Source organism: Novosphingobium sp., assembly GCF_965214355.1.
Taxonomy (GTDB): domain Bacteria; phylum Pseudomonadota; class Alphaproteobacteria; order Sphingomonadales; family Sphingomonadaceae; genus Novosphingobium.
In genome coordinates, this window is record NZ_CBDCBI010000002.1 from 3,818,393 (window position 1) to 3,844,125 (window position 25,733).

Annotated in this window: 20 protein-coding genes; 3 read left to right on the plus strand and 17 right to left on the minus strand. The window is 63.9% G+C overall.

The window, feature by feature from the left end; translation table 11 throughout:
- Positions 1-26: 26 nt before the first annotated feature.
- Genes cyoD through cyoA form a run of 4 tightly spaced genes read right to left on the minus strand, consistent with a single transcriptional unit; the run spans position 27 to position 4,214 of the window.
- Entirely contained in the window at positions 27-422 is a 396-nt protein-coding gene (cyoD, locus tag ACOOE2_RS17610; RefSeq protein WP_420384280.1) for a cytochrome o ubiquinol oxidase subunit IV, read from the minus strand.
- A complete protein-coding gene (gene cyoC, locus ACOOE2_RS17615; RefSeq protein WP_420384281.1) occupies positions 419-1,060 on the minus strand; it encodes a cytochrome o ubiquinol oxidase subunit III in 642 nt (213 codons plus the stop codon). Before cyoC ends, cyoD begins: the two co-directional genes overlap by 4 nt.
- Positions 1,060-3,075, minus strand: coding sequence for a cytochrome o ubiquinol oxidase subunit I (gene cyoB, locus ACOOE2_RS17620; protein WP_420384282.1), 2,016 nt, complete (start codon positions 3,073-3,075; stop codon positions 1,060-1,062). Before cyoB ends, cyoC begins: the two co-directional genes overlap by 1 nt.
- A gap of 17 nt (positions 3,076-3,092) precedes the next feature.
- Positions 3,093-4,214: a ubiquinol oxidase subunit II gene (gene cyoA, locus ACOOE2_RS17625; RefSeq protein ID WP_420384283.1), complete on the minus strand. Its 1,122-nt coding sequence runs from the start codon at positions 4,212-4,214 to the stop codon at positions 3,093-3,095.
- A 208-nt stretch (positions 4,215-4,422) separates the two neighbouring features.
- On the opposite strand from cyoA, the gene ACOOE2_RS17630 reads away from it, so the two are divergent.
- Positions 4,423-5,778: an MFS transporter gene (locus tag ACOOE2_RS17630; protein ID WP_420384284.1), complete on the plus strand. Its 1,356-nt coding sequence runs from the start codon at positions 4,423-4,425 to the stop codon at positions 5,776-5,778.
- On the opposite strand, the gene ACOOE2_RS17635 is transcribed toward ACOOE2_RS17630, so the two are convergent.
- The 4 genes from ACOOE2_RS17635 to ACOOE2_RS17650 all read right to left on the minus strand — a co-directional run bounded on the left by ACOOE2_RS17635 (position 5,766) and on the right by ACOOE2_RS17650 (position 12,506).
- Positions 5,766-6,881, minus strand: a complete 1,116-nt coding sequence (locus tag ACOOE2_RS17635; RefSeq protein WP_420384639.1) for a glycosyltransferase — start codon at positions 6,879-6,881, stop codon at positions 5,766-5,768. The genes ACOOE2_RS17630 and ACOOE2_RS17635 overlap by 13 nt on opposite strands.
- Positions 6,882-7,002: 121 nt before the next feature.
- Complete coding sequence (locus ACOOE2_RS17640) at positions 7,003-8,451, minus strand: DHA2 family efflux MFS transporter permease subunit (RefSeq protein ID WP_420384285.1); 1,449 nt, start codon at positions 8,449-8,451, stop codon at positions 7,003-7,005.
- A 67-nt stretch (positions 8,452-8,518) separates the two neighbouring features.
- Positions 8,519-10,576 (minus strand): prolyl oligopeptidase family serine peptidase, encoded by a 2,058-nt coding sequence (locus ACOOE2_RS17645; protein WP_420384286.1) that lies wholly within the window; start codon positions 10,574-10,576, stop codon positions 8,519-8,521.
- 184 nt (positions 10,577-10,760) lie between these two features.
- Entirely contained in the window at positions 10,761-12,506 is a 1,746-nt protein-coding gene (locus ACOOE2_RS17650; RefSeq protein ID WP_420384287.1) for a c-type cytochrome, read from the minus strand.
- A gap of 251 nt (positions 12,507-12,757) precedes the next feature.
- On the opposite strand from ACOOE2_RS17650, the gene ACOOE2_RS17655 reads away from it, so the two are divergent.
- Complete coding sequence (locus tag ACOOE2_RS17655; protein WP_420384288.1) at positions 12,758-13,372, plus strand: DUF4142 domain-containing protein; 615 nt, start codon at positions 12,758-12,760, stop codon at positions 13,370-13,372.
- Between the two features lie 88 nt (positions 13,373-13,460).
- On the opposite strand, the gene ACOOE2_RS17660 is transcribed toward ACOOE2_RS17655, so the two are convergent.
- The 8 genes from ACOOE2_RS17660 to ACOOE2_RS17695 all read right to left on the minus strand — a co-directional run bounded on the left by ACOOE2_RS17660 (position 13,461) and on the right by ACOOE2_RS17695 (position 19,113).
- Positions 13,461-14,606 carry a DUF1501 domain-containing protein gene (locus tag ACOOE2_RS17660; protein WP_420384289.1) on the minus strand — a complete coding sequence of 382 codons (1,146 nt, stop codon included), beginning with the start codon at positions 14,604-14,606 and terminating at the stop codon, positions 13,461-13,463.
- Positions 14,607-14,609: 3 nt separating this feature from the next.
- The gene (locus ACOOE2_RS17665; protein ID WP_420384290.1) at positions 14,610-16,001 is read right to left on the minus strand and encodes a DUF1800 domain-containing protein; all 1,392 of its coding nucleotides are present in this window, start codon (positions 15,999-16,001) and stop codon (positions 14,610-14,612) included.
- Between the two features lie 31 nt (positions 16,002-16,032).
- The gene (locus tag ACOOE2_RS17670; RefSeq protein WP_420384291.1) at positions 16,033-16,509 is read right to left on the minus strand and encodes a periplasmic heavy metal sensor; all 477 of its coding nucleotides are present in this window, start codon (positions 16,507-16,509) and stop codon (positions 16,033-16,035) included.
- Positions 16,510-16,512: 3 nt separating this feature from the next.
- On the minus strand, positions 16,513-16,902 hold the full coding sequence (locus ACOOE2_RS17675; protein ID WP_420384292.1) for a hypothetical protein: 390 nt from the start codon (positions 16,900-16,902) through the stop codon (positions 16,513-16,515).
- A gap of 8 nt (positions 16,903-16,910) precedes the next feature.
- On the minus strand, positions 16,911-17,465 hold the full coding sequence (locus ACOOE2_RS17680) for an RNA polymerase sigma factor (protein ID WP_420384293.1): 555 nt from the start codon (positions 17,463-17,465) through the stop codon (positions 16,911-16,913).
- A 38-nt stretch (positions 17,466-17,503) separates the two neighbouring features.
- The gene (locus ACOOE2_RS17685) at positions 17,504-17,935 is read right to left on the minus strand and encodes an EF-hand domain-containing protein (RefSeq protein ID WP_420384294.1); all 432 of its coding nucleotides are present in this window, start codon (positions 17,933-17,935) and stop codon (positions 17,504-17,506) included.
- A gap of 78 nt (positions 17,936-18,013) precedes the next feature.
- Entirely contained in the window at positions 18,014-18,292 is a 279-nt protein-coding gene (locus tag ACOOE2_RS17690) for a GCG_CRPN prefix-to-repeats domain-containing protein (RefSeq protein ID WP_420384295.1), read from the minus strand.
- 248 nt (positions 18,293-18,540) lie between these two features.
- A complete protein-coding gene (locus ACOOE2_RS17695) occupies positions 18,541-19,113 on the minus strand; it encodes a type 1 glutamine amidotransferase domain-containing protein (protein WP_420384296.1) in 573 nt (190 codons plus the stop codon).
- Positions 19,114-19,219: 106 nt separating this feature from the next.
- Here ACOOE2_RS17695 and ACOOE2_RS17700 point away from each other — a divergent pair, with 106 nt between their 5' ends.
- Positions 19,220-19,810, plus strand: coding sequence for an NADPH-dependent FMN reductase (locus tag ACOOE2_RS17700; protein ID WP_420384297.1), 591 nt, complete (start codon positions 19,220-19,222; stop codon positions 19,808-19,810).
- Positions 19,811-19,968: 158 nt separating this feature from the next.
- Here ACOOE2_RS17700 and ACOOE2_RS17705 read toward each other — a convergent pair whose 3' ends face one another.
- Positions 19,969-25,731: an MBG domain-containing protein gene (locus ACOOE2_RS17705; RefSeq protein WP_420384298.1), complete on the minus strand. Its 5,763-nt coding sequence runs from the start codon at positions 25,729-25,731 to the stop codon at positions 19,969-19,971.
- Positions 25,732-25,733: the final 2 nt, after the last annotated feature.

A 25,733-nucleotide genomic window follows, 5' to 3' on the forward strand; every position in this document is an offset into this window, starting at 1 on the left:
GATCCCGGCCTGTCGGCGCAAGGCCGTCAGGGTTGCTCATGCATGCCGGGCATCCCCGGCATCATGTTGGTATTGAGGTGATACATCACCCACAGCGAGCCGAACAGCACAGTCCCGACCACGATGATCGTGAACACGAGCGCGAGGAAATTCCACCCGCCCTGGGACTTGGTGTTCAGATGCAGAAAAAAGATCATGTGCACGCCGACCTGCGCCGCAGCAAACACCGCAATGATCAGCGCGGTGACAACCTTGTCCCCCAGCACGCCCGACATCACCAGCCAGAACGGGATCGCGGTCAACACGACCGAGAGGCCAAAGCCGATGCCGTAATGCTTCAAGGAGAAATGCGGCACGTCATCGACATGCGCCGCCTCGTGCACTTTCGCCGGCTCGTGCGAGTCCGAATGCGCAGCGGTCATCGCAAAGTCCCCACCAGATAGACAAAGGTAAACACGCCGATCCAGATCACATCGAGAAAATGCCAGAACAGCGACAGGCACAACAGCCGGCGCCGGTTCGCCTCGGTCAGCCCGTGAATCGCCAGCTGCACCAGCAGCGTGGCCATCCAGATCAGGCCGAAGGTCACATGCAGCCCGTGCGTGCCGACCAGCGTAAAGAACGACGACAGGAATGCGCTGCGCTGCGGTGTGGCGCCTTCGCCGATCAGATGCGAAAACTCATACAGTTCGATCGACAGGAACGCCGCGCCGAACAGCGCGGTCAGCACCAGCCAGGCCTGCACTTCGCGCACCTTGCCGCGCTGCATGCCGATCATGGCAAAGCCGTATGTCATCGACGAGAACAACAGCATCGCGGTGTTCATCGCCACCAGCGGCAGTTCGAACACGTTGCGGGGGCCGGGCCCTGCCGCATAGCTGCTGCCCAGCACGCCGAATGCGGCAAACAGGATCGCAAAGATGAGGCAGTCGCTCATCAGATAGATCCAGAAGCCGATCAGCGTGCTGCCACCTTCGGGATGATCGTGTTCATCCAGCTGGTAATAGTGCCCGGTCAGGTCGCGCGCGGCGTCTGGCCCCGGTTGTGGAACGCTTGCCATTATGCCGCACTCCCGTCGATCAGCGCGAGTTGCCGGGCACGCTTCGCCTCGGTTTGCGCCACCACCTCGGCCGGGATATGGTACGACCGATCATAGACAAACGTATGCCCGATCGCGGTCGCAAACAGCGCGATCAAGGCGCCGATCACCATCCACCAGATGTGCCAGATCATCGCGAAGCCGAACACCAGGCTGATGCCGGCCAGAAACAGCCCCGCCGGGGTATTCTTCGGCATGTGGATCGAGCGAAAGCCGGTGGCCGGACGCGCCGCACCCGCGCGCTTGATATCATCCCACGCGTCGAGATCGTGCACGATCGGCGTAAACGCAAAGTTGTATTCGGGCGGCGGCGAACTGGTCGCCCATTCCAGCGTACGCCCGCCCCACGGGTCGCCGCTGTCATCGCGCAAGGCATCGCGCCGCAGGATCGACACACCGATCTGGGTCAGCAGCGCCGCCGTACCGCACGCGATCAACGCCACGCCGCATGCTGCGACCACGAAAAACGGTTGCAGGGTGGGATCATCGAACACGCGCATCCGCCGCGTCACGCCCATCAGGCCCATCACATACAGCGGCGCAAACGCCAGCCAGAACCCGGGGACCCAGCACCAGAAGCTGACCAGTCCCCAGAACCGGTCGAGCCGGAACCCGAACGCCTTTGGCCACCAGAAATTGATTGCCGCAAACACCCCGAACAGCACGCCACCGATGATCACGTTGTGAAAATGCGCGACCAGAAACAGCGAATTGTGCAGCACGAAATCCGCCGGCGGCACCGCCAGCATCACGCCGGTCATTCCGCCGATCACGAATGTCAGCATGAACGCCAGCGTCCACATCATCGGCAATTCGAACCGGATGCGGCCATGGTACATCGTGAACAGCCAGTTGAACATCTTCGCGCCCGTCGGGATCGAAATGATCATCGTCGTGATGCCGAAGAAGCTGTTGACGCTGGCGCCCGACCCCATCGTGAAGAAATGGTGCAGCCACACGATATACGACAGGATCGTGATCACGACCGTCGCATAGACCATCGAGGTATAGCCAAACAGCCGCTTGGCGCTGAACGTCGAGGTGACTTCGGAATAAACGCCGAATATGGGCAGGATCAGGATGTAGACCTCGGGGTGGCCCCAGATCCAGATCAGGTTGACATACATCATCGCATTCCCACCAAGCTCGTTGGTGAAGAAATTGGTGCCGACATAGCGATCGAGGCTGAGCAGCGCGAGCACCGCGGTCAGCACCGGAAACGACGCGACGATCAGCACGTTGGTGCACAGCGCGGTCCAGGTGAAAATCGGGATGCGCATCATCGTCATGCCCGGCGCACGCATCTTGATGATCGTCGCGATCAGGTTGATGCCCGACAGCGTCGTGCCCACGCCCGCGATCTGCAACGACCAGATGTAATAATCGACCCCGACGCCCGGACTGTACGCCAGCCCCGACAGCGGCGGATAAGCCAGCCAGCCGGTCATCGCGAATTCGCCCACGAACAAGGAGGTCATCACCAGCATCGCGCCCGACGCCGTCATCCAGAAGCTGAAATTGTTGAGGAACGGAAAGCTGACGTCGCGCGCGCCGATCTGCAGCGGCACGATGAAGTTCATCAGACCGGTGATGAACGGCATCGCCACGAAAAAGATCATGATCACGCCATGCGCGGTAAACAGCTGGTCATAGTGGTGCGGCGGAAACGGTCCGTCATTGCCATTGAACGCGACCGCCTGCTGCAACCGCATCATGATCGCGTCGGAAAACCCGCGCAGAAACATCACGAGGCCCAGCACCATGTACATCACGCCGATTTTCTTGTGATCGACGCTGGTAAACCATTCGCGCCACAAATAGCCCCAGACGCGAAACCACGTCAGCAGGCCAAGCAGCGTCAGTCCGCCAAGGGCCACGACCACGAATACGCCGACCACGATCGGCTCGTTCAAAGGCAATGCCGCAAGCGTCAGGCGACCGAACAGGGGCGACCAGGGCTGGTCAGGTATCGTCATGGACACAGATCCGTTTGTCAGGAAAGAGGGCGCGCAAGCGCGAGATTGTCGCGGGCAACTGCCGCGCGCAAAGGCTGGGTCGCAGGGTCATTGTCGCCGCACCATTCGCGCACGAAATGGCGCAAGCCCGCATCGGCCAGGCCCGGGACGACCGCCGCCACGCGCTCATGCCCCTGTGCATCGTGGCTGACCGCCGCGACATTGAGTTGTCCCGATGCCCCCGTGCCGCCGCGCGCGTCGATCGCCGCCATCGCGCCGCTGCACATCTGACCCGGGCGCACGCACATATTGACCACCGCGTCGAACAGATGCGGCGCGACACCGGCATAATGGCTGACCGGCGGCGCGACGCTGGGTGTTTCGAGCGTCATGTACATCGCGCGGTCGAGCGTCGCCGGCGCGGCTTTCACGCCCCGTGCCCAGGCTGCAAACGCCTGGGGCGAAACGCTGTGCACGTCGAAATGCATCTGGCTGAACCCGGCGCCGCTGTAGTTAGACGACTGGCCGCGGAATACGCCGGGCTTGTTGAACACCGCATTCATCGGCGTTTCCATGCCCGGCATCGCATAGATCTGCCCGGCGAGCGCAGGAATGAAGAACGAATTCATGACGCTGGATGACGTGATGTGAAACCGCACCGGGCGCCCTATCGGCAGCACCAGGTCATTGACCGTCGCAATGTTCTGCCCCGGATAGATGAACAGCCATTTCCAGTCGAGCGCGACCACGTCGACGTCGATCGGCGCCAGCGCCGGATCACCGCGCGCAATCGGGTGCCGCGCATCGATCCGGTCAAGCGCGCGATAAGGGTCGAGCAGATGCGTGGCGAGCCAGGTGATCGACCCCAGCGCGATAACGATCAACAGCGGCGCGGCCCAGATCACCAGTTCCAGCTTGGTCGAATGTTGCCATTCGGGCGTATAGGTTGCCGCAGTGTTGGTCGCCCGGTAGCGCCAGGCGAACACCACCGTCAAAACCATGACCGGCACGATGATCAGCAACAGCAGCCCGGTCGAGACCAGGATCAGATCGGCCTGCTGACGCGCGATATCACCGGCCGGATCGAGCACGATGGCATGGCAGCCCGCAAGCAACGCAGCAAACGCGCCGCACGCGCCATAGCGCAGGGCGTGGGACATACGATGAATGAGTGGGTTTCGGCGCATGTTGGAGATCATACGCGTATTGCCGGCACGATGCGATTGGACAAATTGTCTCAGCACGAATTGCCGTTTGCGGCACTTGACGGCTGGCGAATCCGGGCGGCTAATACGCGTATATTCGGCCAGGGATGTTCATGACGAGTCCCGGCAAGGCCCGATCACGAGACACGTGGAGTGAATTGCGATGACGTCCCAGGGATACGAAGTCCTTGCCCGCATGCAGACCGGCAAACCCGGACCGTCCGGCGGATCCGGCCATGGCAACGGCGCAAACCTGGGCCACGACGACGTCAGCCTGAGCGATATCGCGATCGGCGTCGTTATCGGACGCACGTCCGAATTCTTTGATTTCTTTGTCTATGCCATTGCTTCGGTGCTGGTTTTTCCAAAACTGGTGTTTACCTGGCTGCCCCCGCTCGAAGGCACGCTGGCGTCGTTCGCGGTGTTTTCGCTGGCGTTCCTGGCACGGCCCGTCGGATCGATCTGCTTCTCCACGCTCGATCGCACGTTCGGTCGCGGGTTCAAGCTGACGGTTGCGCTCGTGCTGCTCGGCGGGTCGACGGCCGCAGTCGCCTGGCTGCCAGGGTACGCCACGGTCGGCTATGCATCGGTCGCATTGCTCGCGCTGTTCCGGCTCGGCCAGGGTTTTGCCCAAGGGGGCACGTGGGACGGCCTGCCGACGCTGCTGGCGCTGAACGCGCCCGAAAGCCGGCGCGGCTGGTACGCAATGATCCCGCAACTGGGCGCACCCCTCGGGCTGATCGTTGCCAGCCTGCTGTTTGCGTTCTTTACCTCGTCGCTCAATTCGGAGGATTTTCTGGACTGGGGCTGGCGCTATCCGTTCTTCGTGGCATTTGCGATCAACGTCGTCGCACTCTTTGCCCGGCTGCGCATCGTCGCATCGGCCGCGATCAGCAAAATGTACGACACGCTCGACCTCACGGCCGAACGCCCGCTGACCACGCTGGTCAGCCAGTGGCGCACGGTGGTGATGGGCGCGTTTGCCCCGCTTGCCAGCTTTGCGCTGTTCCACATGGTCACGGTGTTTCCGCTGTCATGGGTCTATCTCCACGGCTTCGAATCGCCGACCCGGTTCCTGCTGATCGAGGCGGGCGCCGCCGTCGCCGGCATCGTCGCCATGATCGCCTCTGGGCAACTGGCCGATCAGCTTGGCCGGCGTACGCTGCTGGGCGCATCGGCAGCGGTGATCGCGGTGTTCAGCGGGTTCGCTCCGCAATTGCTGTCGATGGGCGTCACCGGCGAGATCATCTTCATGATCGTCGGCTTCATCCTGCTCGGCCTGTGCTTCGGCCAGGCGTCGGGCGTGCTCGCCAGCGAATTTCCGTTGCGCCACCGCTACACCGGCGCCGCGCTGACCAACGACCTGGCCTGGCTGTTCGGCGCCGGCTTCGCCCCGCTCGTTGCCCTGTGGGCCTCGGCCCATTTCGGCCTCGCCGCGTCGGGCGCCTATCTGCTGTCGGGCGCGCTGGCGACGCTGATCGCGCTATGGGCCAATCGCGAACTGGCTCAGGGGCAGTAGGCCCCGGCGATTTCGCGATAAATCGCCGGGTACTGCGGATAAATCTCTGCGGGATAATACCTGCGGGCATTGGCAAGACCGCGCAGGCGCAGCCTTGGCCAAATATCCCTTGCCGCAACGATTGCCGCCGTCGCGGACACGGGATCTTCGGGATCGACCAGCACCGCTGCACCGCCCGCAACACTGCGCATCGGTTCGCGATCGCTGGTCACAACCGGGCACCCAAGCGCCTGCGCCTCGATCACCGGCCAGCCAAAGCCCTCGGTCAGCGAAATGAACAGCAGCGCCTGCGCACCCTTGTACAGCGCGTGGACTGTCGCGTCATCGGGTGTGATCAGGACATCGATGCGGTCGTGCACCGGGCTTTGCGCAAGTTCGCCTGCAAAGTCCCCGATGGGCGGCTTGCCCGCCATGACCAGGCGATGCCCGGCAAATTCGGCGGTTTGGGTCAGGTGGTTGAACAGCCGCACGACACCCGCGCGGTTCTTGTAGAACTGATTGCCTCCGATGTGCAGAAAATAGGGTACGCCCGCAGGCTCGGCAGGTGCGCCTGCGCTCGCGCTGACGACGAACGCATCGGCAAGGGCGTTGGGAATCATCGTGACTCTGGGCTCTGCGACCAGCCGTGCCAGATCGTGCGCCGTCACATCGCTCACTGCCGTAAATCGCGCTGCCCGGCGCAATCCGCGCAGGATCCATCGTTGCAGAATGCGCCCGCTCACGCCCCCGCGCGCGGCATCGAGATCGCCCAGCATGCCGCGCACCGCAAACAGGTCATGGCACGTGACCAGCGTTTTGCGGGCGCCTGCAAATTCAACATAAAGCGCATTGGAATGATCGGTGATGTGCACCACCCGATAACGGCGCGCGACGAACCATAGCACGACAGGAAAAATGACGAATTTGTCGAGATACCCGGCCAGCTTGCGAAGCCGCGGCGATGTGCCGGCCCGGCGCCCGAACACCGGCCGCGGCTGAACATAATCGACCTCAACCCCGATCGCCCGCAGATTGTCGACCAACATTGCGCCAAACCGCAGCATCGATTCCTGCTCATCATCGGGATAATTCCCAACCACCAGCACTCTGCCAGGAACAAGCATGGTCAAATTGTCGTCCATTCGCGTCATGGCTCGTGCTACCCGCGTTCGATCGGCGAAACCAGCCCGGTCACCGCGCCCATTGGCTGCGTTCGGCAATATCCAACCGGATTTCCCCTGTCCGTCATAAACTCTGCGCGTCGGGCTCCTTGTGCCCGCTGATCGCATCGCCATCGCCCCTGCGCAACATGGCAAACACCCCCGCAGACGCCATCGTGATCGCCCCCAGAATGACAAAGGCATGGTGGACGCTGCCCAGCATTTCGCGGCCCTCGGTCACGCGCGACGTGACGAATCCCGCGGTCACCAGCCCGGCGGTGGCCACGCCAAAGCTGGTCGCCAATTGCTGGAACGTGCTGGCAAACGGGCTCGCCCGGCTGGTGCGCCCCTCGGGCACGTCTGCGTAGGCGAGCGTGTTGATCGCGGTGAACTGCGCCGAGGTCAGAATTCCGTAGATCAGCGCCTGCGCCAGGATCAGCCACAGCGGCGTGCCCGGGCCGATCCGCGCAAACGCCATCAGCATCCCGCCCATCGCGATCGTGTTGCCGATCAGCATCGAGCGATAGCCCAGCAGTCGCAACTGGTACCGCACGAAAATCTTGCTGGACATCGCGCCCGCCGCCTGCGGCACGAACAGCAGCCCGGAATGCAGCGGCGAATAGCCAAGCCCGGTCTGGTACAGCAGCGGCAGCAGGAACGGCGCCCCACCCGCCCCCAGCCGCGTCACGAAACCGCCTGCCACCGATGACCGGAATGTGCGAATGCCCAGCAGGCCCATGTCGAGCAACGGATGATCGACATGGCGCGAATGATGCCAGTACAGCGCGAGCAGCCCCAGCGCGATCGACCCGGCAATCACCACTTCGCGCGCGCCTGCATGGTGTTCGCCAAACACTTCGAGCGTCCAGGACAGCAGCGCGATCCCGCCGCCGAACCACACCAGCCCCAGCCAGTCGAGCCGCGGCACATTGGTCCCGCGATAATCGGGCAGCCGCGTGCCGACCAGCGCCAGGCCCAGCAGCCCGATCGGGATATTGAGGAAGAAGATATCCTCCCATCGCGCCACACCGATGATGAACCCGCCCAGCGCCGGGCCTACGAGGGGCCCGATCAGCATCGGAATCGCGACAAAGCTCATCGCCTGGACCAGTTCGGCCTTGGGAAACGTGCGCACCAGCACCAGCCGCCCGACCGGCACCATCATCGCCCCGCCCATACCCTGGATGATCCGGCACAGCACCAGCATCGGCACCGAATGGCACAGCCCGCACAACGCCGACCCCACCGTAAACAGCACGATCGCCGCGCTGAACACGCGCCTCGTGCCGAACCGGTCGGCCACCCACCCGCTGGCCGGAATGAACACCGCCAGGCTGAGCGCATAGCTCGCCAGCACGGCCTTCATGTTCAATTCGGGCTCGCCCAGCGCGCGCGCCATCGTCGGCACGGCCGTGTTGAGCACGGTGGTATCGAGCGATTCCATCAGAAACGCGATCGCGACCAGCCACGGCAACAGCCGCTTCGAGATTGCCGCCGTCGGCACCATCGGTTCGGCAGTAACGAATTCGGGCAACAGATCCGGCCTTGTTCTACTCTTTCCCCCACCCCTGAAGACCCCCTGAAGGGAAGGGGCTAAAAGGTCAATCGATCAGCTTTTCCTGCAGGTACGTCATCGTCAGCGCGGTCGTATGCGCCGCCTGTTTCAGATCGGCGCCCGCGCCGTGCCCGCCTTCGGTGTTTTCATAATACAGCACATGATCGCCAAACTCTTCCAGCCGCGCGGCAAATTTGCGCGCATGCTGCGGCCCGACCCGATCATCCTTGGTCGTGGTAAAGATAAACGGCACCGGATAGGCCACCCCGGGCTTCAATTGCGCATAAGGCGAGGTTTTCTGCCAGAATGCCATCGCCGCAGGGTCCGCATTCACATCGCCGTATTCGCCCGCCCACGACGCGCCCGCCGCGATCTTGCCGATGCGGATCATGTCGAGCAGCGGCACCTGGATCACCACCGCGTTCCACAATTCGGGGTGCTGGGTAAATTGCACGCCCATCAGCAGCCCGCCGTTCGATCCGCCCTCGATGCCCAGCCGGCGCGGCGAAGTCACCTTGCGCGCGATCAGGTCGCGCGCGACGCTGGCGAAATCGTCATAGACGATCTGGCGTTTGACCCCGAGACCCGCCTCGTGCCACGCCGGGCCGAATTCGCCGCCGCCACGGATATTGGCCAGCACATAGGCGCCGCCATGTTCCAGCCACAGCTTGCCGAGCGACCCGCTGTAATTGGGCGTCAGGCTGATCTGGAACCCGCCATAGGCATACAACAGCGTCGGGGTCGCACCGTCATAGGCGATGTCCTTGCGATGGACGATGAAATACGGAATTTTGGTGCCGTCGGTCGATGTCGCCTCACGCTGTTCGACCACATCGCGCGATGCATCGAACTTGGGCGGCAGCGTCTTGACCGTGTCCAGGGCCCCGGTCGTCGTATCGGTCAGCGCCAGCGTGGTCGGGGTCAGGAACCCGCTCATCTGGATGAATGCGCGGTTCGATACCAGATCGGTCGCGCCCAGGTTGACCGCCAGGTTGTCGGGCACCGCGATCGATTTTGTCGTCCAGCCGCCGCGCCCTGCAGGCGTCAGCACCGACACCCGGCCGCGCACATTGTCGAGCGTCGACAGCAGCAGCGTGTCGCGCGTGGCGCTGACCTGTTCGAGCGATTCGCGCGGGCCGGGCGCCCACACCAGCACGGGCTTCAGGTTGGCCGGATCCGCCTTGACCGCGCCGATATCCAGCGCCGCCAGTGCGCCTGCCGGAAATGTCCTGCCGCCGGCGGTCCACGCTTCGTCCAGCTTCACGATCACCCGGCCGGCGACGAGCTCTGCAACCCCCGACTTGGCCGGGATCGCCAGGCGCTTGGCCCCCTGCGGCGTGACGACCACCGTTTCGAAGTGAAAGAAATCGATCCCGCGCTGGATCGTCGCGAGCGTATGCCCTTGCGCATCGCGCTGCACCGTCGGCACGATCTCGGTATCGGTTTTCAGACCGCGATAGACCTCGACCGCGGATTCGAGCGGCTGGCCCCGCGTGACCCGCTTGACGATGTACGGATACCCCGAAGCGGTCAGGTCGCCCGGCGTCCATTCGCGCGCGACCAGCAGATGATCGGCGTCTTCCCATGCGACGTTCTGCTTGCCGTGGGGCAGTGAAAATCCGCCAGCAACAAATGCGCCCGTATCCAGGTCGAACTCGCGCACCGTCGTCGCGTCCTCGCCGCCATCGGACAGCGCTACCAGACAGCGGCGCTCGTCAGGCTGCAGACAGTTTGCGCCGTGCCACACCCAGCTCTTGCCATCGGTCTTGCCCAGCGCATCGATATCGAGCACCGTTTTCCATTCGGGCGTGGCGGTGCGATAGCTTGCCAGCGTCGTCTTGCGCCAGATCCCGCGCAAATGCTCCGGATCCTGCCAGAAGTTGTAGACTGCCCCATGGACAAAGTCGGGCATCGGGATGCGGTCCTTGTCGCCGGCGATGGCAAGCGCATCCTGATAGTTCTGCGCATAGCGCTTGTCCGCCTCCAGCACGCCGGTCGAATAGGCGTTGCGCGCGTTGACCCACGCCATCGCGCGCGGCGAATCGACGCTTTCGAGCCACAGGTACGGGTCCGGCGCAGGATCGGCAGCGCGCGCAGCAGTCATTCCAAATCCCCAGAATACGGTAGCAGCAAGTAGGATACGAAAGGGCAGCATGCGCATCGGGCCAGTCCTGTCATTGGTAATCACGGCTCTGCTTAAAGCGTCCTGCGACAGGCGCAAGGAGGCCGGGGTGCGAAGTTCGCCAGCAGCACGACAAGCCCCGCCCCGGCGCGGCCGGCAAACCCGTTCAGCCCGCGCGGTGGCCCAAAGTCCACACATACGCCGCCACCGCATGTACATCGCCAGCATCCAGCTGCGCCCCGCCCAGCGCAGGCATCCCGCCACTGCTCTTTTTCGGTTTCGCCACCCCGGCGGTAATCGTCCTGGCCAGACCCGCGACCGAACCATCGCTCCACAAATACGCCGGCCCGACCAGCGATGCACCCGCCGAACTGCCCCGGCCGTCCGATCCGTGGCACCCGGCGCATGTCCCGCCCTTGGCTTCGCCGAAATAGATCCGCTGCCCCAGGGCCACTTCGTCGCGCGACGATCCGGGCGGAATGGTCGGTTCACCCCCGCCATCGCCGTTGCCCGGCGACAGCGCGCTTGTCACCACCGCACGCGGCGCCTCGGTCAGCGGCGCATCGCCCTGGCCATGATACGTCACGCGCCAGATCGTCCCGCGCACGTCATCGGCGATATACAGCGCGCCATCGGGCCCGACGGCCAGGCCGGCAGGGCGATGCGTCGCCCGGCCCGGCTCGCGATACTGCCCGGCAAAACCGTCGGCAAAGCGGATCCATTTGCCCGACGGCTTGCCATCGCGCAGCGGCTGGAACGCCACCAGATACCCGTCCTGCGGCGCGGGCGCGCGGTTCCATGACCCATGAAACGCTATGAACGCGCCTTGCCCATAGGCGGCGGGAAACCTGGCACCGGTATAAATCGCCACATCGTTGGGCGCCCAATGCGCTGGGTATGCCGCCACCGGCATGGTCTTGCCTGCGCAAATTCCCTGTATATGCCCGCCATCGCCACCATATTCGGGCGCCAGCACATGGCGGTTCTGACCCGCATCGAAATAGCAATGCGGCCAGCCGAAATCCGCGCCTTTGAAAGGCGAAAACAGGATCTCGTTGGGCAATTCCGCGCCCTGTTCGCCGGTATACAGCGCGGGCCAGTTCTGCGACAGCTGATCACGGCCATGCTGCGTTGCAAACAACCGCCCAGCCGCATCGAACGCCATCCCGCCGGTGTTGCGGATGCCCGTGGCCCAGCGATCGGCAGGCGAAAACACCTGGCCCAGCTTGTCCGCGCGATAGGCCCAGATCCCGCCGCGCGTCTGCTGCTCGATGCACGGTTCGGCGCCCTTTGCGCCCGGCTGGCGATTGGGATGTTCGCACGTGTTCGTCGCGCTGCCCGAATTGACCAGCATCTGCCCGGCGGCATCGATCACGAACGGATGCATCGGATGATCCCCGCCCATTACCAGCCCCGACAGCACCAGCTCGCCAGCCGCTGTCGGAGACATCCGCCCCGGCGCCAACGGATAGCGCACAATCGTCGCGCCGTCCTCGGCATAGACTGCACCGTGCCACAGCGCGATCCCGGTCCCGCCCTGGCCGCCGGCGCGCGCGGTCGATCCGAACCGTTCGATCACATCGGCCACGCCGTCCCCATCGCGGTCTTTCAACGCCAGCACGAAGCCGCCCGCCGGCGCCGGCGCATGCGGGAAATACTCTTCCGAATCCCAGGTGTTGGCATAAACCGTGCCGTCCTGCGCAACCGTCAGATGCCGCGTATGCCCCAGATGGTCGGCATAAACCGACGCGCAGAACCCTGGCGGCAGCGAGAGCCCGCCATTGTCCGGCGCGCAATCCGCCGCAACCGCCAGCGGCGCCGCGCCGACACGGGCATGCCCCGCCAGCAGCGCGAGCCCGAGCGCAAGCGAGGATACGGCTGCGGCGGAAAGGCGGACATAAGGCAGGCGCATCGGATCACTCCACGATCTTGGACTTGTTCGGCACGACGATCCGTCATCATTCGCGCGACCATATCGCCCGCGACCGACTACCGCAAATCACGCCCCGGTATTTCGCAAGAATTCAGGTCGAGCATTTCCGGACACCGGTCAAGTGCGGGTTCCCGCGCTGCCAAAACGGCAACAGTTGCGCTTGCTCCCGATTGCTGCGGAACGAATTTGCCCGCGGATCGTTTGGCATACGACCCAACAGGAGAACGGGCATGCGTAAACTGAGGATGATGCTGGCGCCAATGTCGCTTGCTCTGCTGATCACCGGCTGTAACCAGAAAACGTCGGATACCGCGGATTCGGTCAAAAGCGAAACGACCGACCTGGCGTCCGATGCCTCCGTGGGCGTTTCGGAAGCCGCCGCCGACGTCAAGGAAGCGCTGACGCCAACCCCGACCGGCGCGGAATTCGCCAACAAGGCCGCGAAAAGCGACGCCTTCGAAATCGCCGCCGCCAAGCTGGCGGAAGACAAGGCCGCCCTGCCGGCGATCAAGAAATTTGCCGCGATGATGATCACCGACCACACGGGGTCGACGGCCAAGATCAAGAAGGCCGCCGCGGCCGCCGAACCGGCCATCACGCCCGATCCGACGCTGACCGATGACCAGAACAGCAAACTCGCCGATCTGGGCAAAATGTCCGGCGCCGATTTCGACAAGGCATACGTCGATGGCCAAATCGATGCGCACAAGGACGCGCTCAACCTGATGACGGTCTATGCCGACCACGGCGACGTCCCCGGGCTCAAGACGGCGGCAGCCGAAATCAAGCCAAAGGTGCAGATGCATCTCGACGCGATCAAGGCGATCAAGGCCAAACTGCCCTGATCGAAGCGGACAGGGGTCGCCAGGACGTATATCCTTTTTGGCGACCCCTTCCTGTGTCTCGTGCCTTGATGCGAATGCCTCGAAAGCTCTAGGCCCTCACCAGCCCCGACATCGGGCGATCGGCCGTAGCATGGGCAAACAGTCCGCGGCCCACCCGCGCCGGTTCGAGCGCGAAGCTTTCAGCGACTGTGCCCGCAATCAGCGAATCCAGCGCAGTGGTCGGGCGCAAGTCGCGCGCCTGGTAAAGGTTGCCACTCGCAAGACCCGGCCAATCCGAAATAACCCGGCCGCCCTTGACCGCGCCGCCGATCAGCATGGCGACCGACCCCGTGCCATGGTCGGTTCCTCCGGTACCGTTGACGGCTGCCGTGCGCCCGAATTCGGTTGCCACCAGAACTGTCGTATTGGCCCAGACGGGGCCAAGGCCATCGCGCAAGGCGGCAAGCATCGCATCGAGGTTCTTCAGCTGGTTCGCCAGCCGACCTTTCTGCGCATTGTGCGTATCCCACCCGAGTGTTTCGAGCATCGCGATCCTGGGACCATTCGGCTTGGTGAGAAATCCCGCAGTCAGTCGCCCGAGGCTCGCCGGATCTTGCCCGGCACTTGCCTCGGCTGCGAGGCCGCGCGTTTCAAGCGCAGCGGCCCAGACCGGATGCAGCTGGGGATCGGCCCCGTACAGCGCGGTGACACGGCTCATCAGGTCGTCGGTGGCATGCGGCAGCGCCGATGGCGCGAAAGAGGCGACTTGCACGGGCCCGCGCAACGCCGTCGGCACCGTCGCTGCAATCGCGATCGCTTCATCGCTTGCGCGCGGCAGCATGCCAACCAGCCGATTGAGCCAACCGTCCCGCACTTCGTAAGGCTGGACGCCGCCGGTCTCGAGCACGTTCTGCCCATCGAAATGCGACCGGTCGCGGTAAGGTGACGCAACCGCATGGACAAACAGCGCCTGACCCTGGCCATACATCCTGGCCACTTCGGATAGCGCGGGATGCAGCGTAAACATCGGATCGAGCCTGGCGCCCGCAGTTTCTCCGATCAAGGCGGCGCGCAGGCCTGCAAACGCCGGGTCGCCGGTCGGCCGCAGGATATCGAGCCCGTCGGCGGCGCCGCGCTGAATAATGAATACAAAGCGCCGATCCGTCGCCGCAGTGGCCAGGGCAATCCCGGGTGCGACGAAAAAAGCGCCCGCGCCAAGCGCGGCTGTGGACAGGAACTGTCGACGAGCGATCATGGATCATCTCCTCAGGAAATCGGGAGAGACCAGCATCAGCGCCAGCGCGCTGGTGTGGCTTTCGGAATGCGCGATCTGGTCGGCGGTGGCCATGCTCAATGATGCCGGCATAAGCTTTGGCGCGAGCAGGCGCGCATCGACGACAGCGCCGAACGGGGCGGCCAGTCGCTGGGCGATCTCCACCCGTCGCAGCAGCGCATCCGGACCCGCCCAGCTTGCCGCAACATCGTCCCACCCTGCCGGCGAGCCCGGCTTCCACACCCGCTGGCCCAATTGGGTCTGCAAGCCGGCGATCGGCAGGTCGCCGGCGTCGGTACGGCCAAGCCCGCGCAGCGCGGAAATCGTCCATTCCCACGGCGTCTTGAATTTGGCCGGCACCGCTACCCAGGCTTCGGGCGATGCGATGATCGCGCGATAAACCGTCGGCAGGTCGCCGTTGCTGGCGATGAAGCTGTCCGCCAGCCGCGCGACCATCGCCGGCGGCGGGTCGTCGCCGGCAAAGTGACGCGCCAGCTTGGTGGCGACATGATGCGCGGTTGCCGGCGAAGCGGCGAAATCCAGCAGCACCGCACGCGCCTGTGCCTCGCCGTCCTGCGCATAATGCTTGCCCAGGATCGTCCGCGTGCCGGGTTCGTGCCGCGCTGGCCGGAACGCGAATTGATCCGCGCTGGCCATGCCGGCGCCGCGCGGACCGAGCCCGTCAACCGTCCAGCCAGTCAAGGCGCGCGCAAATTCGGTGACATCGGCCTGGGTATAGCCCGATCGCACCCCCAGCGTGTGCAACTCCATGATTTCACGCGCCAGATTTTCATTCAGGCCGCGGCGCCGCTCGGCATTGCGTGCCGCAGCCGCGCTGTCCGGGCCGATCGACTGCGCCTGGTTGAGGTAGACCAGCATCGCAGGATGCTGTTCGGCAGCCAGCAGCAGGTCTGAAAACCGGCCGAGCACATGCGGCCGGATTGCATCGCGTTCGAACGCGCCGGCAAACGCCGTGACCGGCGCGTTGTCGGTCGAAACGCAAAAATGGTTCGACCAGAAATGGACCATGCGTTCCACAAACGGGGCCTGGGTCGCAAGGGCACTATCGGTACGCGCCTGAACCGCTGCGCGGTAGAGCGCCTGGACGTCCTGCCGCATGCCCTTGAACGCCTCCTTGGCGCCGGTTGCCGCATCCGCCTTGGCCAATTGCCGCTTCGCCTGTCGCTCTTCACGATAGCGCCTGACAACTTCGCCTGCGTCATCGAGCGACGCGAACCCTGCTGGTCGCACGTCGAACCGCGCGAACTGGTCGAGCAGCCAGCGCCGGGGATCGGACGGAATGGCATCACCCGGTCGGGCGCCAAGACCGAACCGGTTCAACGCAATCGCGGCGGGCGACAGGGGCTGGATAGCCAAGGATCATACCTTTGATGAGATGTGTATCCGTTCAACGCGGGCCCGGTGTCTTTCCGTCGCGCGCTTTCTGCAAATCGGGACCTTGCCCGGCGCGCTTGTCGATCGCATTGGCAAGTTTCGCGCGATCGGGGCCCGGCAGCGTCGCGGCAAAGGCAACGGCGCGGCGTTCCACCGCAGCGCGGACCGCCATATCGTCAGCGCGTGCCTGGTCGAGCGCCACCATGACCGCGCCCTGGTCGACATTGGGTTGACGCAGCAAAAGCGCCGCCTGCTGTTTTGCCCTGTGCGATTCAGCGATCGATGGCCCCATCGCATTGCGCGCTTCACGCAAGGCATGGCGAAACGGGCGGCGTTCGGCCGCGGGCAATTCGGATCCGGCTATGCGCAGGGCGCCGGCGTTGATCATCCGGCCCCCGTTGCGCACCGCGAAAAACCCGGCGATCAACGCGCCGGCAAGGAACACGTTCAGCACGACCGAAACACATACTGCGATACGAAGTCTGTTCATCGCTCAACTGTCCTGCGTATCGACGACGCCGAACGGCGTGCCGGTGTCTGGTGCCCTGTCGACCGGTGGGGTCATCGCCACCACGGCAGCGCCCGCCAAAGCGCCCGCAAGTGCAGCACCCACGCCGATACCCGACCACCACAACCGGGCGCGCCAGACAAGGCTGCGGGTCCTGTCCGGCGCGCCATGGGCGACAGCCCGGCGCAAGGCCGCCGAAGGCGCTGGCACAGTCCAGGTATCGAGCAGCGTATCCAGCGTGGAGGCCCGGGCCAGCATGGCGATCGCTTCGGGCTGCGCGGCAAGGCGCAGCGCCGCAGCGCGGTCCGGTTCGGGCCAACGCGCGATGACACCGCCATAGGCATCGGCCAGTTCGCGGAAACGATCCAGAGTCATGGGATCATTCATACGTCAGTTTCCTGCATTTGCGCCAGTTTCGCCCGAAGCGCGCGTCGCCCCCGGGCCAGCAACGATTCCAGCGCTTCGACACTGATATCCAGGGCCGAAGCGGCATCCTGGCCCGACAGGTCCTGGTAATGGACCAGCAGGATCGCTTCGCGCTGCCGCTCGGGCAAGGCGGCGATCGCATCGGCCACCGCGCGCCCGCGCTCGGTTTCAATCAGGACAGCTTCCGCGTCCGCTGCCTGGTCGGCGACATCGGGCACAGCATCGCCGGTCATCTCTCTTCGCCGCCGCAGCCGGTCCCGACACAGATTGAGCACGACCGTGTGCAGCCAGGTGTCGAACCGGGCGCGTCCCGGTTGCCATGCCCCGGCATGACGCCAGATGCGGATGAACGCTTCCTGCGCGACCTCTTCTGCGTCTGCGGTATTTTGCAACACCCGCGTGGCCAGACCGAGCATACGCGGCAACTTGGCCGCAACGAGCAGTCTCGCCGCAGCCGGCTCGCCCCGGCCGACACGCCCGATCAACTGCACATCTGGATCAGGCTCGTTCAATCGTGTCGCACCTTACGCCCTATCCGGCAGGTCCTGCATCAATCCGGCTTGTCGCCATCCGCCTTGTTGTCCCGGCCGTGCGCCGCGGCGCGTTCATCGGCACTCAACATACCATCGCCGTTCGTGTCGAGGCGCCGGAACCTGCGGGTCAGCATGGCATCGATTTCGGATTTGTCGATCCTGCCGTCGCCGTTCATATCCAGCCTGGCAAACCGCCGCGACGGATCGCCCTTGTGGCCCTGGCTGCCGGCCATGAACTCGCTCCGGCTGATCGTGCCATCGTGGTCTGTGTCATAGGCCAGCAGCCGCTTTTCGTGGCGCTGCACAAACAGCGCAAGGGTCACGGCGGCGGGCTGCCTTGCGGAAGGATCCGCGCTGCCCTGATGGGCCGGTTGGCCGCATGCCGCGACGGGGGCCAGCGCCAGGACGCACGCAGCACGGCGCGCCCATAATTGTGTCAGTTCGGTCATCACAATACCTGTCCGGGTGAAAGATCGGCAAAGTGGGGCGCCAGCCACTCAAAGGACAGGCACGGCGCCCCGCTCGCATCAGCGGCGATAACGCCAGCCATGATGCCACCAGGTCCGGTGGGCCCAATAGCGGTTACCGTCCCAATAGCCATGGCCGGGATAAAATACCCCGACCCGCACGGCCGGACCGACGACGACAGGACCCGGACCGACGATGACGGGCCCCGGACCGTTGGGGCGGCAAAAGCCCGCCGGTCCGCGATGGGCGCCGGGGCCGCACCCGTCCCGGGCCTCGGCCGGTGCATTCACCATCAAGATCGCTCCGACTGCGATCGCGGCAAACAATGATTTTTTCATCGATGTTCTCCTGACATTTTCGGCAACAGGATGCTGTTTGCAACCTGCACCTGTCCCTTGAACGCAGGCACGCGGCATTTCCGTCGCCGCAATTCCATCTCGTATTGAATTGCGGGTATCAGCGCCACGTGTTCTGGCGGCGTTCCCGCACAAGCGGCAGCGCTTGGGCCGTCAGCGCGTGCGGCAGAAACGAATGCCGTTCGCTGGCGCTCTCGCGCCAGCGAACGGCAATTCGGCTTCAAAAAAAATCAGGCTTGGCTGGCGGCGGCCGCCGACGACTGCGCACCCGCAAATACCTCGACCAGTTTGGCGCAGAATTCGGGCAGGTCTTTCGGCGTGCGGCTGGTGATCAGCCCCCGGTCGACCACCACGGTCTCATCGACCCAGTGCCCACCGGCGTTTTCGATATCGGTCCGGATCGACTTGAACGAGGTCAGCTTGCGGCTGTTGACCGCGCCTGCTTCGATCAGGGTCCACGGCGCGTGGCAGATCGCCGCGACCGGTTTTTGCTGGGCGAAAAAGTCGCGGACGAAGGCGACGATGTCCTTGCTCGCGCGCAACTTGTCGGCGCCGACGCAGCCGCCCGGGATGATCAGCGCATCGAACTGCTCTGCCGCCACGTCGCCGATCGCCTTGTCGATCGTGTACGTCTCGCCGGGCTCCAGATCGTTGTTGTTCGTCTTGGCCTCGCCCGTTTCCAGGCTGATGACGGTCAGGCTGCCGCCCGCGTCGAGGACCGCCTGGCGCGGTTTGGCGAATTCGGGGTCTTCGGTTCCCTGAGGGGCAATGAGGATGGCAATGTTGCGGCCGGCAAGTGTCATGACATGTCCTTTTTATCTGATAATCAACAGGAATGCGCAAGGCCGGGGTTGGTTTCGAACGCGACCAATATAGTCACCGCCCCCCGCCGCATATCGGAGACTGACAATGGCCGACCGTATTCTGGTGCTCTACGGCTCCTATCGCAGCGATCGGCAGGGCATCCGCCTCGCGCATTATCTGGTCCGCGCGCTGCAGCAGCGCGGCGCCGCCGCCGAGCTGATCGATGCGCAGGCAGTGGGCCTGCCGATGCTCGATCGCATGTACAAGGAATATCCCGAAGGCGAGGCACCCGCCAATCTCGAGCAGCTCGCCGCGAAGATCCGCGCAGCGGACGGGTTCGTGTTCGTCACCGGCGAATACAATTGGGGCATGCAGCCGGGCCTCAAGAACCTGACCGATCATTTCCTCGAGGAATGGTACTGGCGGCCGGCGGCGATCGCCAGCTATTCGGCAGGGCGTTTGGCCGGCGCGCGCGCGGCGACCGCGTGGCACGGCACGCTGTCGGAAATGGGCATGGTGGTGATCTCGAGCGCGCTGGCGGTCGGCGGGATCGGCCATGCGCTCGATGCCGACGCCCATCCGACAGGAGACGGCGGCGCAGCGCTCGACCACGCCTTCCCTCGCTTCGCCGCCGATCTCGCCTGGTGGGTCGAAGCCGCGCGCAACCAGCGCACGAAGGCGCCCCCACCCTACTGAAAGTTGCGCTCGGCGCCCCGGGCTCAAGACGGCGGCAGCCGACATCAAGCCCAAGGTCCAGATGCACCTCGGCGCCATCAAGGCGATCAAGGCCAAACTGCCCTGACCTGGCGCGGCAGAAGTCGCCAGGAAGATTGATCTTCCCGGCGACCGTGCGGCTATTTCGAGCAAGCCCCCCGCGACGGATCGGTAATCACGATCGTCTCGCTTCGGGCGTGTGGCGGTGGTGACGCACAGCCCGCATCCAGATACGCCGGATCACCCCACAGCCACGCCGCCGGCGAATGGCTGTTGATAAACGCGTTCAGGGCCTGCAACGGCGGCAGGTCGACCTTCAGCACGCCGGCGATATAGGCGATGCGATAATTGCTCGTCGCCGCCAGCGTCCCTTGCGTGATCGCATAATTTCCCGATGGCGATTGCTGGTTGGCCGTCGTGGCGAGCGCACCCGACAACGTGGCGCCATCGATCAGCCCCGATGTCGCATCGCCCGGCGCGATGACATACGTCAGCTGCGGGTTGGGCGCGCCGAACGGCCGATCCAGGGAATTCGCCGTGACCGTCACACTGCGCGGATCGATCGTGAACGCGCTGGCGTTGCCCATGGCCTGCTGAAAGGTCACGGTATAATTTGCGCTGCTGCCCGACAGCCCGCTACCGACCACGCCATAGCTGCCGACGTTGGACGCTGGCGTTGCGCTGGTGGCAAAGCTGGCAGTACCGCTGATAACCGACGCGACGGTATCCCCATTGACCAGGCCCGCCCAGGTTTCGGTTCCCGAGAGCGCCGGGATCGCCGCGCCATAGGTGCCCGTCGCTGCATTCGCGGTGTACGTCACAATCAACGCCGCCGGATTGATCGTCAGTGCCGTGGCATTGCCGGCCGCCTGCTGGGCCGTGACGGTGTAGTTGCCATTCCCTGACAATCCGCTGCCGGTCACGCCATAGCTGCCCGCATTCGAGGCGCTCGTTGCGCTCGTGCCAAAACTGGCCGTGCCCAGGGTGGCCGAAGCCAGCGTATCGTTGTTAACCAGGCCCGCCGCACTTTCGGTGCCCGACAGCGCCGGGATCGCCGAGCCGTAAGTCCCGGTGGCGGTGTTGGCAGTGTAGGTCACGTTCAGCGGTGCGGGATTGATCGTCAGCGCCATGGCATTGCCGGCCGCCTGCTGGGCCGTGACGGTGTAGTTGCCATTCCCGGACAAACCGTTGCCGGTGACGCCATAGCTGCCGGCATTCGACGCGCTTGTCGCGCTCGTGGCAAAACTGGCCGTGCCCAGGGTGGCCGACGCCAGCGTGTCGTTGTTGACCAGGCCCACTGCGCTCTCGGTGCCCGACAGCGCCGGGATTGCCGAGCCATAGGTACCGGTCGCCGCGTTGGCGGTGTAGGTCACGGTCAGTGGTGCCGGATTGATCGTCAGCGCCGCGGCATTGCCTGCCGCCTGGACCGATGACAGCGTGTAGTTGCCACTAGCGGTCAGGCCCGACCCGGTGATAGCATAGCTGCCGACGCTCGTCAGGTTCGATGCCGTGGTGGCGAACCCGGCGCTGCCGTCCAGCGTATCACCATTGACCAGGCCCGTTTCGCTATATTTCCCGGACAAACCGGAGGGCGTCGTGCCATAAGTGCTCTGCGCCGGGTTGGCCGTATATGTGACTGTCAGCGCCGCCGGCGTGATCGTCAGCGTGCCGCTTCCCACCGTGATGACGCGGATCGTTTCTCCGCCATAGCCAACTACCGTCCCGCCGGTTGGCGTGATGGCGTAGCCATCGGCAGTGACGGGCGACGTGGCGGTTGCGGTCGTGCTGCCAAAGCTGATCGTCCCTACATCGCGCGTTCCTGCGGTCTGCGAGCCGAACACAGCTGGCGGCGTGGTGCCATATGTGCTCGATATATTGCCGATCGTGCCCACCGCGATCGGCGTCAGCGCGTAAAGCTGCGGATAGTACCCCACCGTCTGGCCGCCCTGGCCCGCCTGCGTCGGCGGCGACCACGTGCCGGCGAAATCCCAGCCGATGTAAGTTGTGGTACCGGCGCTGCCAAGATCCTGCATTTTTGCGGTGGTCAGGCCGGCAACCGTGTTCATACCGTACGAAGCGTTGACGCCGAATGCCGTAAGTGTCCCACTGACAGTGGTGTCCCAATATGAATTCTTGAAAGAGCCGATGTTGATGGCGAGGTAACCGGCCAGTCCGCCCACCAGAGTACTGCCCGATGCATGGATCGCGCCCGCGTAATAAGCGTTTATGACAGCAACGTCTGACTCAAATCCTGCTATTCCGCCGACTTGAGTCGAATTAGGTGCGTTTATCGTCGATGTGCTGTATATATTTTGATATATATAAGAATTCGCATCGCCGACCAGTCCGCCAATAGAACTTCCGGCAGCGCCGTTCGTGACGTTGACCGCTCCTGATGAATACGCATTTGTTAGCGATCCATATTCGTCACCGAGCAGGCCACCAACCGCTTGCGTGCCAGTGACACTTCCTGTCGCAAAAACATTCTTCAGTGCATTGTCTTCGGAAAAACCGATCAAACCGCCAACCAGATCGACTCCAACAACCGTTGATGACGAGGAACTGTTATATACATAGGATTGGGCTAATCCGATCAGGCCGCCGACGAAGTTTCCTCCGGTTACCGAACCGCTTGAATTCAACAGCATCAGCGGACTGTTAGGATTGCTCTGATAACTGGATCCGATAATTCCGCCTACATATTGTCCGGAACCCGACCCCGTCACATTTCCTGAAAAATCAATGTTGTAAATGGTTTCATTGGTGCCAGCAATATTTCCGACCACACCACCGACATACGATTGGCCCGTGACGTTGGCGGATGAAAGAATGATATTCTGCAAAGCTGCCGCGTCGTTTACCTGCCCGAACAGACCAACGTAATTGCTCGTCGGCAGATTGATGGACAAGCCGCTGATTGTATAACCGGCTCCATTGAAGGTCCCGACAAATCCGCTCCCGAGCACATTGCCCACCCCGTCCGTTCCGATCGGAACGAAACCCGCGTTACTCCACATCCCCGCATAGCTCGCCGGCGTTCCCGCTGTGACGGCGCCGGTCTCTGTCAAATCGATATCGGCACCTAGAACGTAGCTTTCGCCGAGCCCGGAATTGATCAGCTGCAGCTGGTGGCTATTGGTGATCGTCACCACGCCATTGACCGCCGCTGGCAGTTCCCAGGCGCCGAACGGGCGGGTCTGCCCATTGAAAAACACCCAGTTGGCCGACCCGAATGTTGCATAGGCGCTGGTGTTGTAGGCATAGTTGAGGGTGCCGAACTGTGCCGGGTCCGACGATATGGTCGTGACTAAAAACGTGCCTGTGCCGAACAATCCGGCCCCAAGGTTCCGGCCGCTCGAATACATGTCCCAGTACGAGGCCGTGACCGTCGAATTCAACAGGTTGCCGACAAGGCCGCCGGCCGCATTTTCCGTCCCCTGGGTACCGGAGTTGACAGCGCCCGTCGCATACGTCTCGGCAATGGTCGAGCCCTGCGTGGTGCCGACCAGGCCGCCAGCATCGATGTTGCTTCCCGCTGCCACCGAACCGGTGACGCTGCCCGTGGCATAGGCCTGTTCGATCGTGGCCGAAGTCGCTGCGCCGACAAGTCCGCCCAGCTTTTCGAAGCCAGTACCGCCCGGCGTTCCGGTAACCGAGCCGCTTGCATAAGCCTGCGTGACGTTGCTGCCGCTATCCAGCGACCCGACCAGGCCACCACCGGTGTACACTGCGGAAACCGCCCCGGTCGCATAGGATTGACCGATCCGCGTGGCCGATGTCGTGGTGCCGACCAGGCCGCCTGCAGTTTGGGCACTGACCGAAGCGGATGACGATGTGTTGCTGAGCACGGAACCGCCAACGCTGCCGATCAGGCCGCCGGCACTTACAACGCCGATGGCCGAACCGCTCGTATGGACATTCGTGATCGTTGCATCGACGACCGCGCCCGCCAGCACGCCGACCGACTGGGAGTTGTTCGACTGATCGGTTACCGAAGCACCGGATAGTGTCAGATTGGCGACAGCAGCAGTTTGAGCCGTCTGGCCCATCTGGCCGATCTGGCCGAAAAGACCGGCATCACGATACCCGGTCGAATTTTCCAGAGTAATTCCAGTGAAATTGTTGACCACGAGCCCGCTGATGGTGTGGCCTTGTCCGTCAAGGGTCCCGGTAAACGGAGAGGAGAAAATAGTGAAGCCGACTTGGATCGTCCCGATCGGCACAAAACCGATGCCGCCGTTCCATGTCGCGGTAACGCTCGCGTCGATGTCGTTGGTAAGGACATAAGATGCCGTCAGCAGGACCGGACCCACAATGCCCAAAGACCCTCGCGAACCGTCTTGTCCCGTTATGCCCTGCAGGCCGTAGACGTCGGCAACCTGGTACGGATTGCTCGTCGTGCCGCTACCGCCACTGACCCGCAGGAATGTTACCGGATAATACGGACTGGGCGCAATCTGAAAATCGCGTGCGTAAAATGCCGGAAGAACCGGCGTGTTCTGCACCCAGTTACCTGCCCGGAGCTGGAACAGACCGACATTCACTGCGGCCGTGTCCGATATCGTCCGGTACGTCGAGGATCCGGCGGCCGGATTGCCCTCATCCGTATTCAGCACCAGACGACCGTTCGGCCCATTGATAGCCGCAGTGATGATGATGTCGGAGCCCGATCCCAGGTAAAGCTCGTGTTGGCTGGACCAACTGATCGGCGCATTGATATATATCGCGTTGATATCGACCACAGACGCACCGGCGTAAGGATCGGTGATCGGGATGCCGGGGCCCGTCGCGTTGCCGCCAGTGGTCGTCAGCGCGACATCGGTGGTAGCCAGGTTGGCGCTGATCGTGTTGGCGGACGCGGTGTCGACGATCAGGCCATAGGGATCGACCAGCCAGGTTCCCGTTTTGCCGCCGATCGACGACGTGTTCACCTTGAGCCCGGTGAAATCGACCGCAGCCCCCGACGTTTCCACCAGCCCGCCATCACCCGCTGCGCCTGTCGCGCGCGCAGTCAGCGTGCCGGTAGCCGCCACCGTGCCGCCATCGCCGCCCCACAGCTGGATATGCCCGGCAGACCCCGTCGCCGAATCGGCATTGATCACGCCCGACATGTTGATCACATTGCGCACGGCGTTCTTTACCGTGGCCGCCGAAAGCTGCGCGAAGCCGCCGTTGACGGTGATCGTGCCGCTGTTGTCGATCAGCGCCGAGGTGCCGGTCAGCGTATTGGTCGGCAGTGCGACCTGCATGAACCCGTTGCCGTTGAGATCGAGCGTGACCTGTTCGCCCGACGCCAGCCCAACTTTGCCCAGCGGCACGGTGATCGTGCCGGCATTGGCGACGCTGCCGCCCAACAGCGCGACATAGGCGCCCTGCCCGGCGACGATCCGGCCCGCGTTGCTGACGCTGGCCGACGCGCCCTTGCCCGCAAAATTGGCGCGGCCCGCCATAAAATCGCTGTCGGCGATGTCCAGCGTCGAGGCGATGAATCCGCCGGCGGTATCAACCGAGCCGGTCGCGGTGATCGCAATGCCGTTGGGGTTGATCAGGTAGACCGCGCCGTTCGACACGATCTGCCCGGCGATCGTCGATGTCGTCGCGCCGGTCACCCGGTTCAAGGTGGCCGAGGTCGCGCCGGGCTGGTTGAACGTGATCGTGTTGCCCTGACCGACCGAGAAACCGGTCCAGTTGATGATCGCGCGATCGCTCGCCTGCGTCACCACGACGCTGGCCGGGCTGGTCGCGATCGTGGCGCTGCCGGCGGCGACGGTGCCACCGGTGGGCAAAGTTCCGGCATGCGCCACCGAGGCGAACGTGGACAGCGCGAGTATCAGGCCGCGCGCCAGCATTGATGATGCGAACAGCTGCCCGCGGGGCGCCGTGCCGATCTGATTCCTGTTCATAT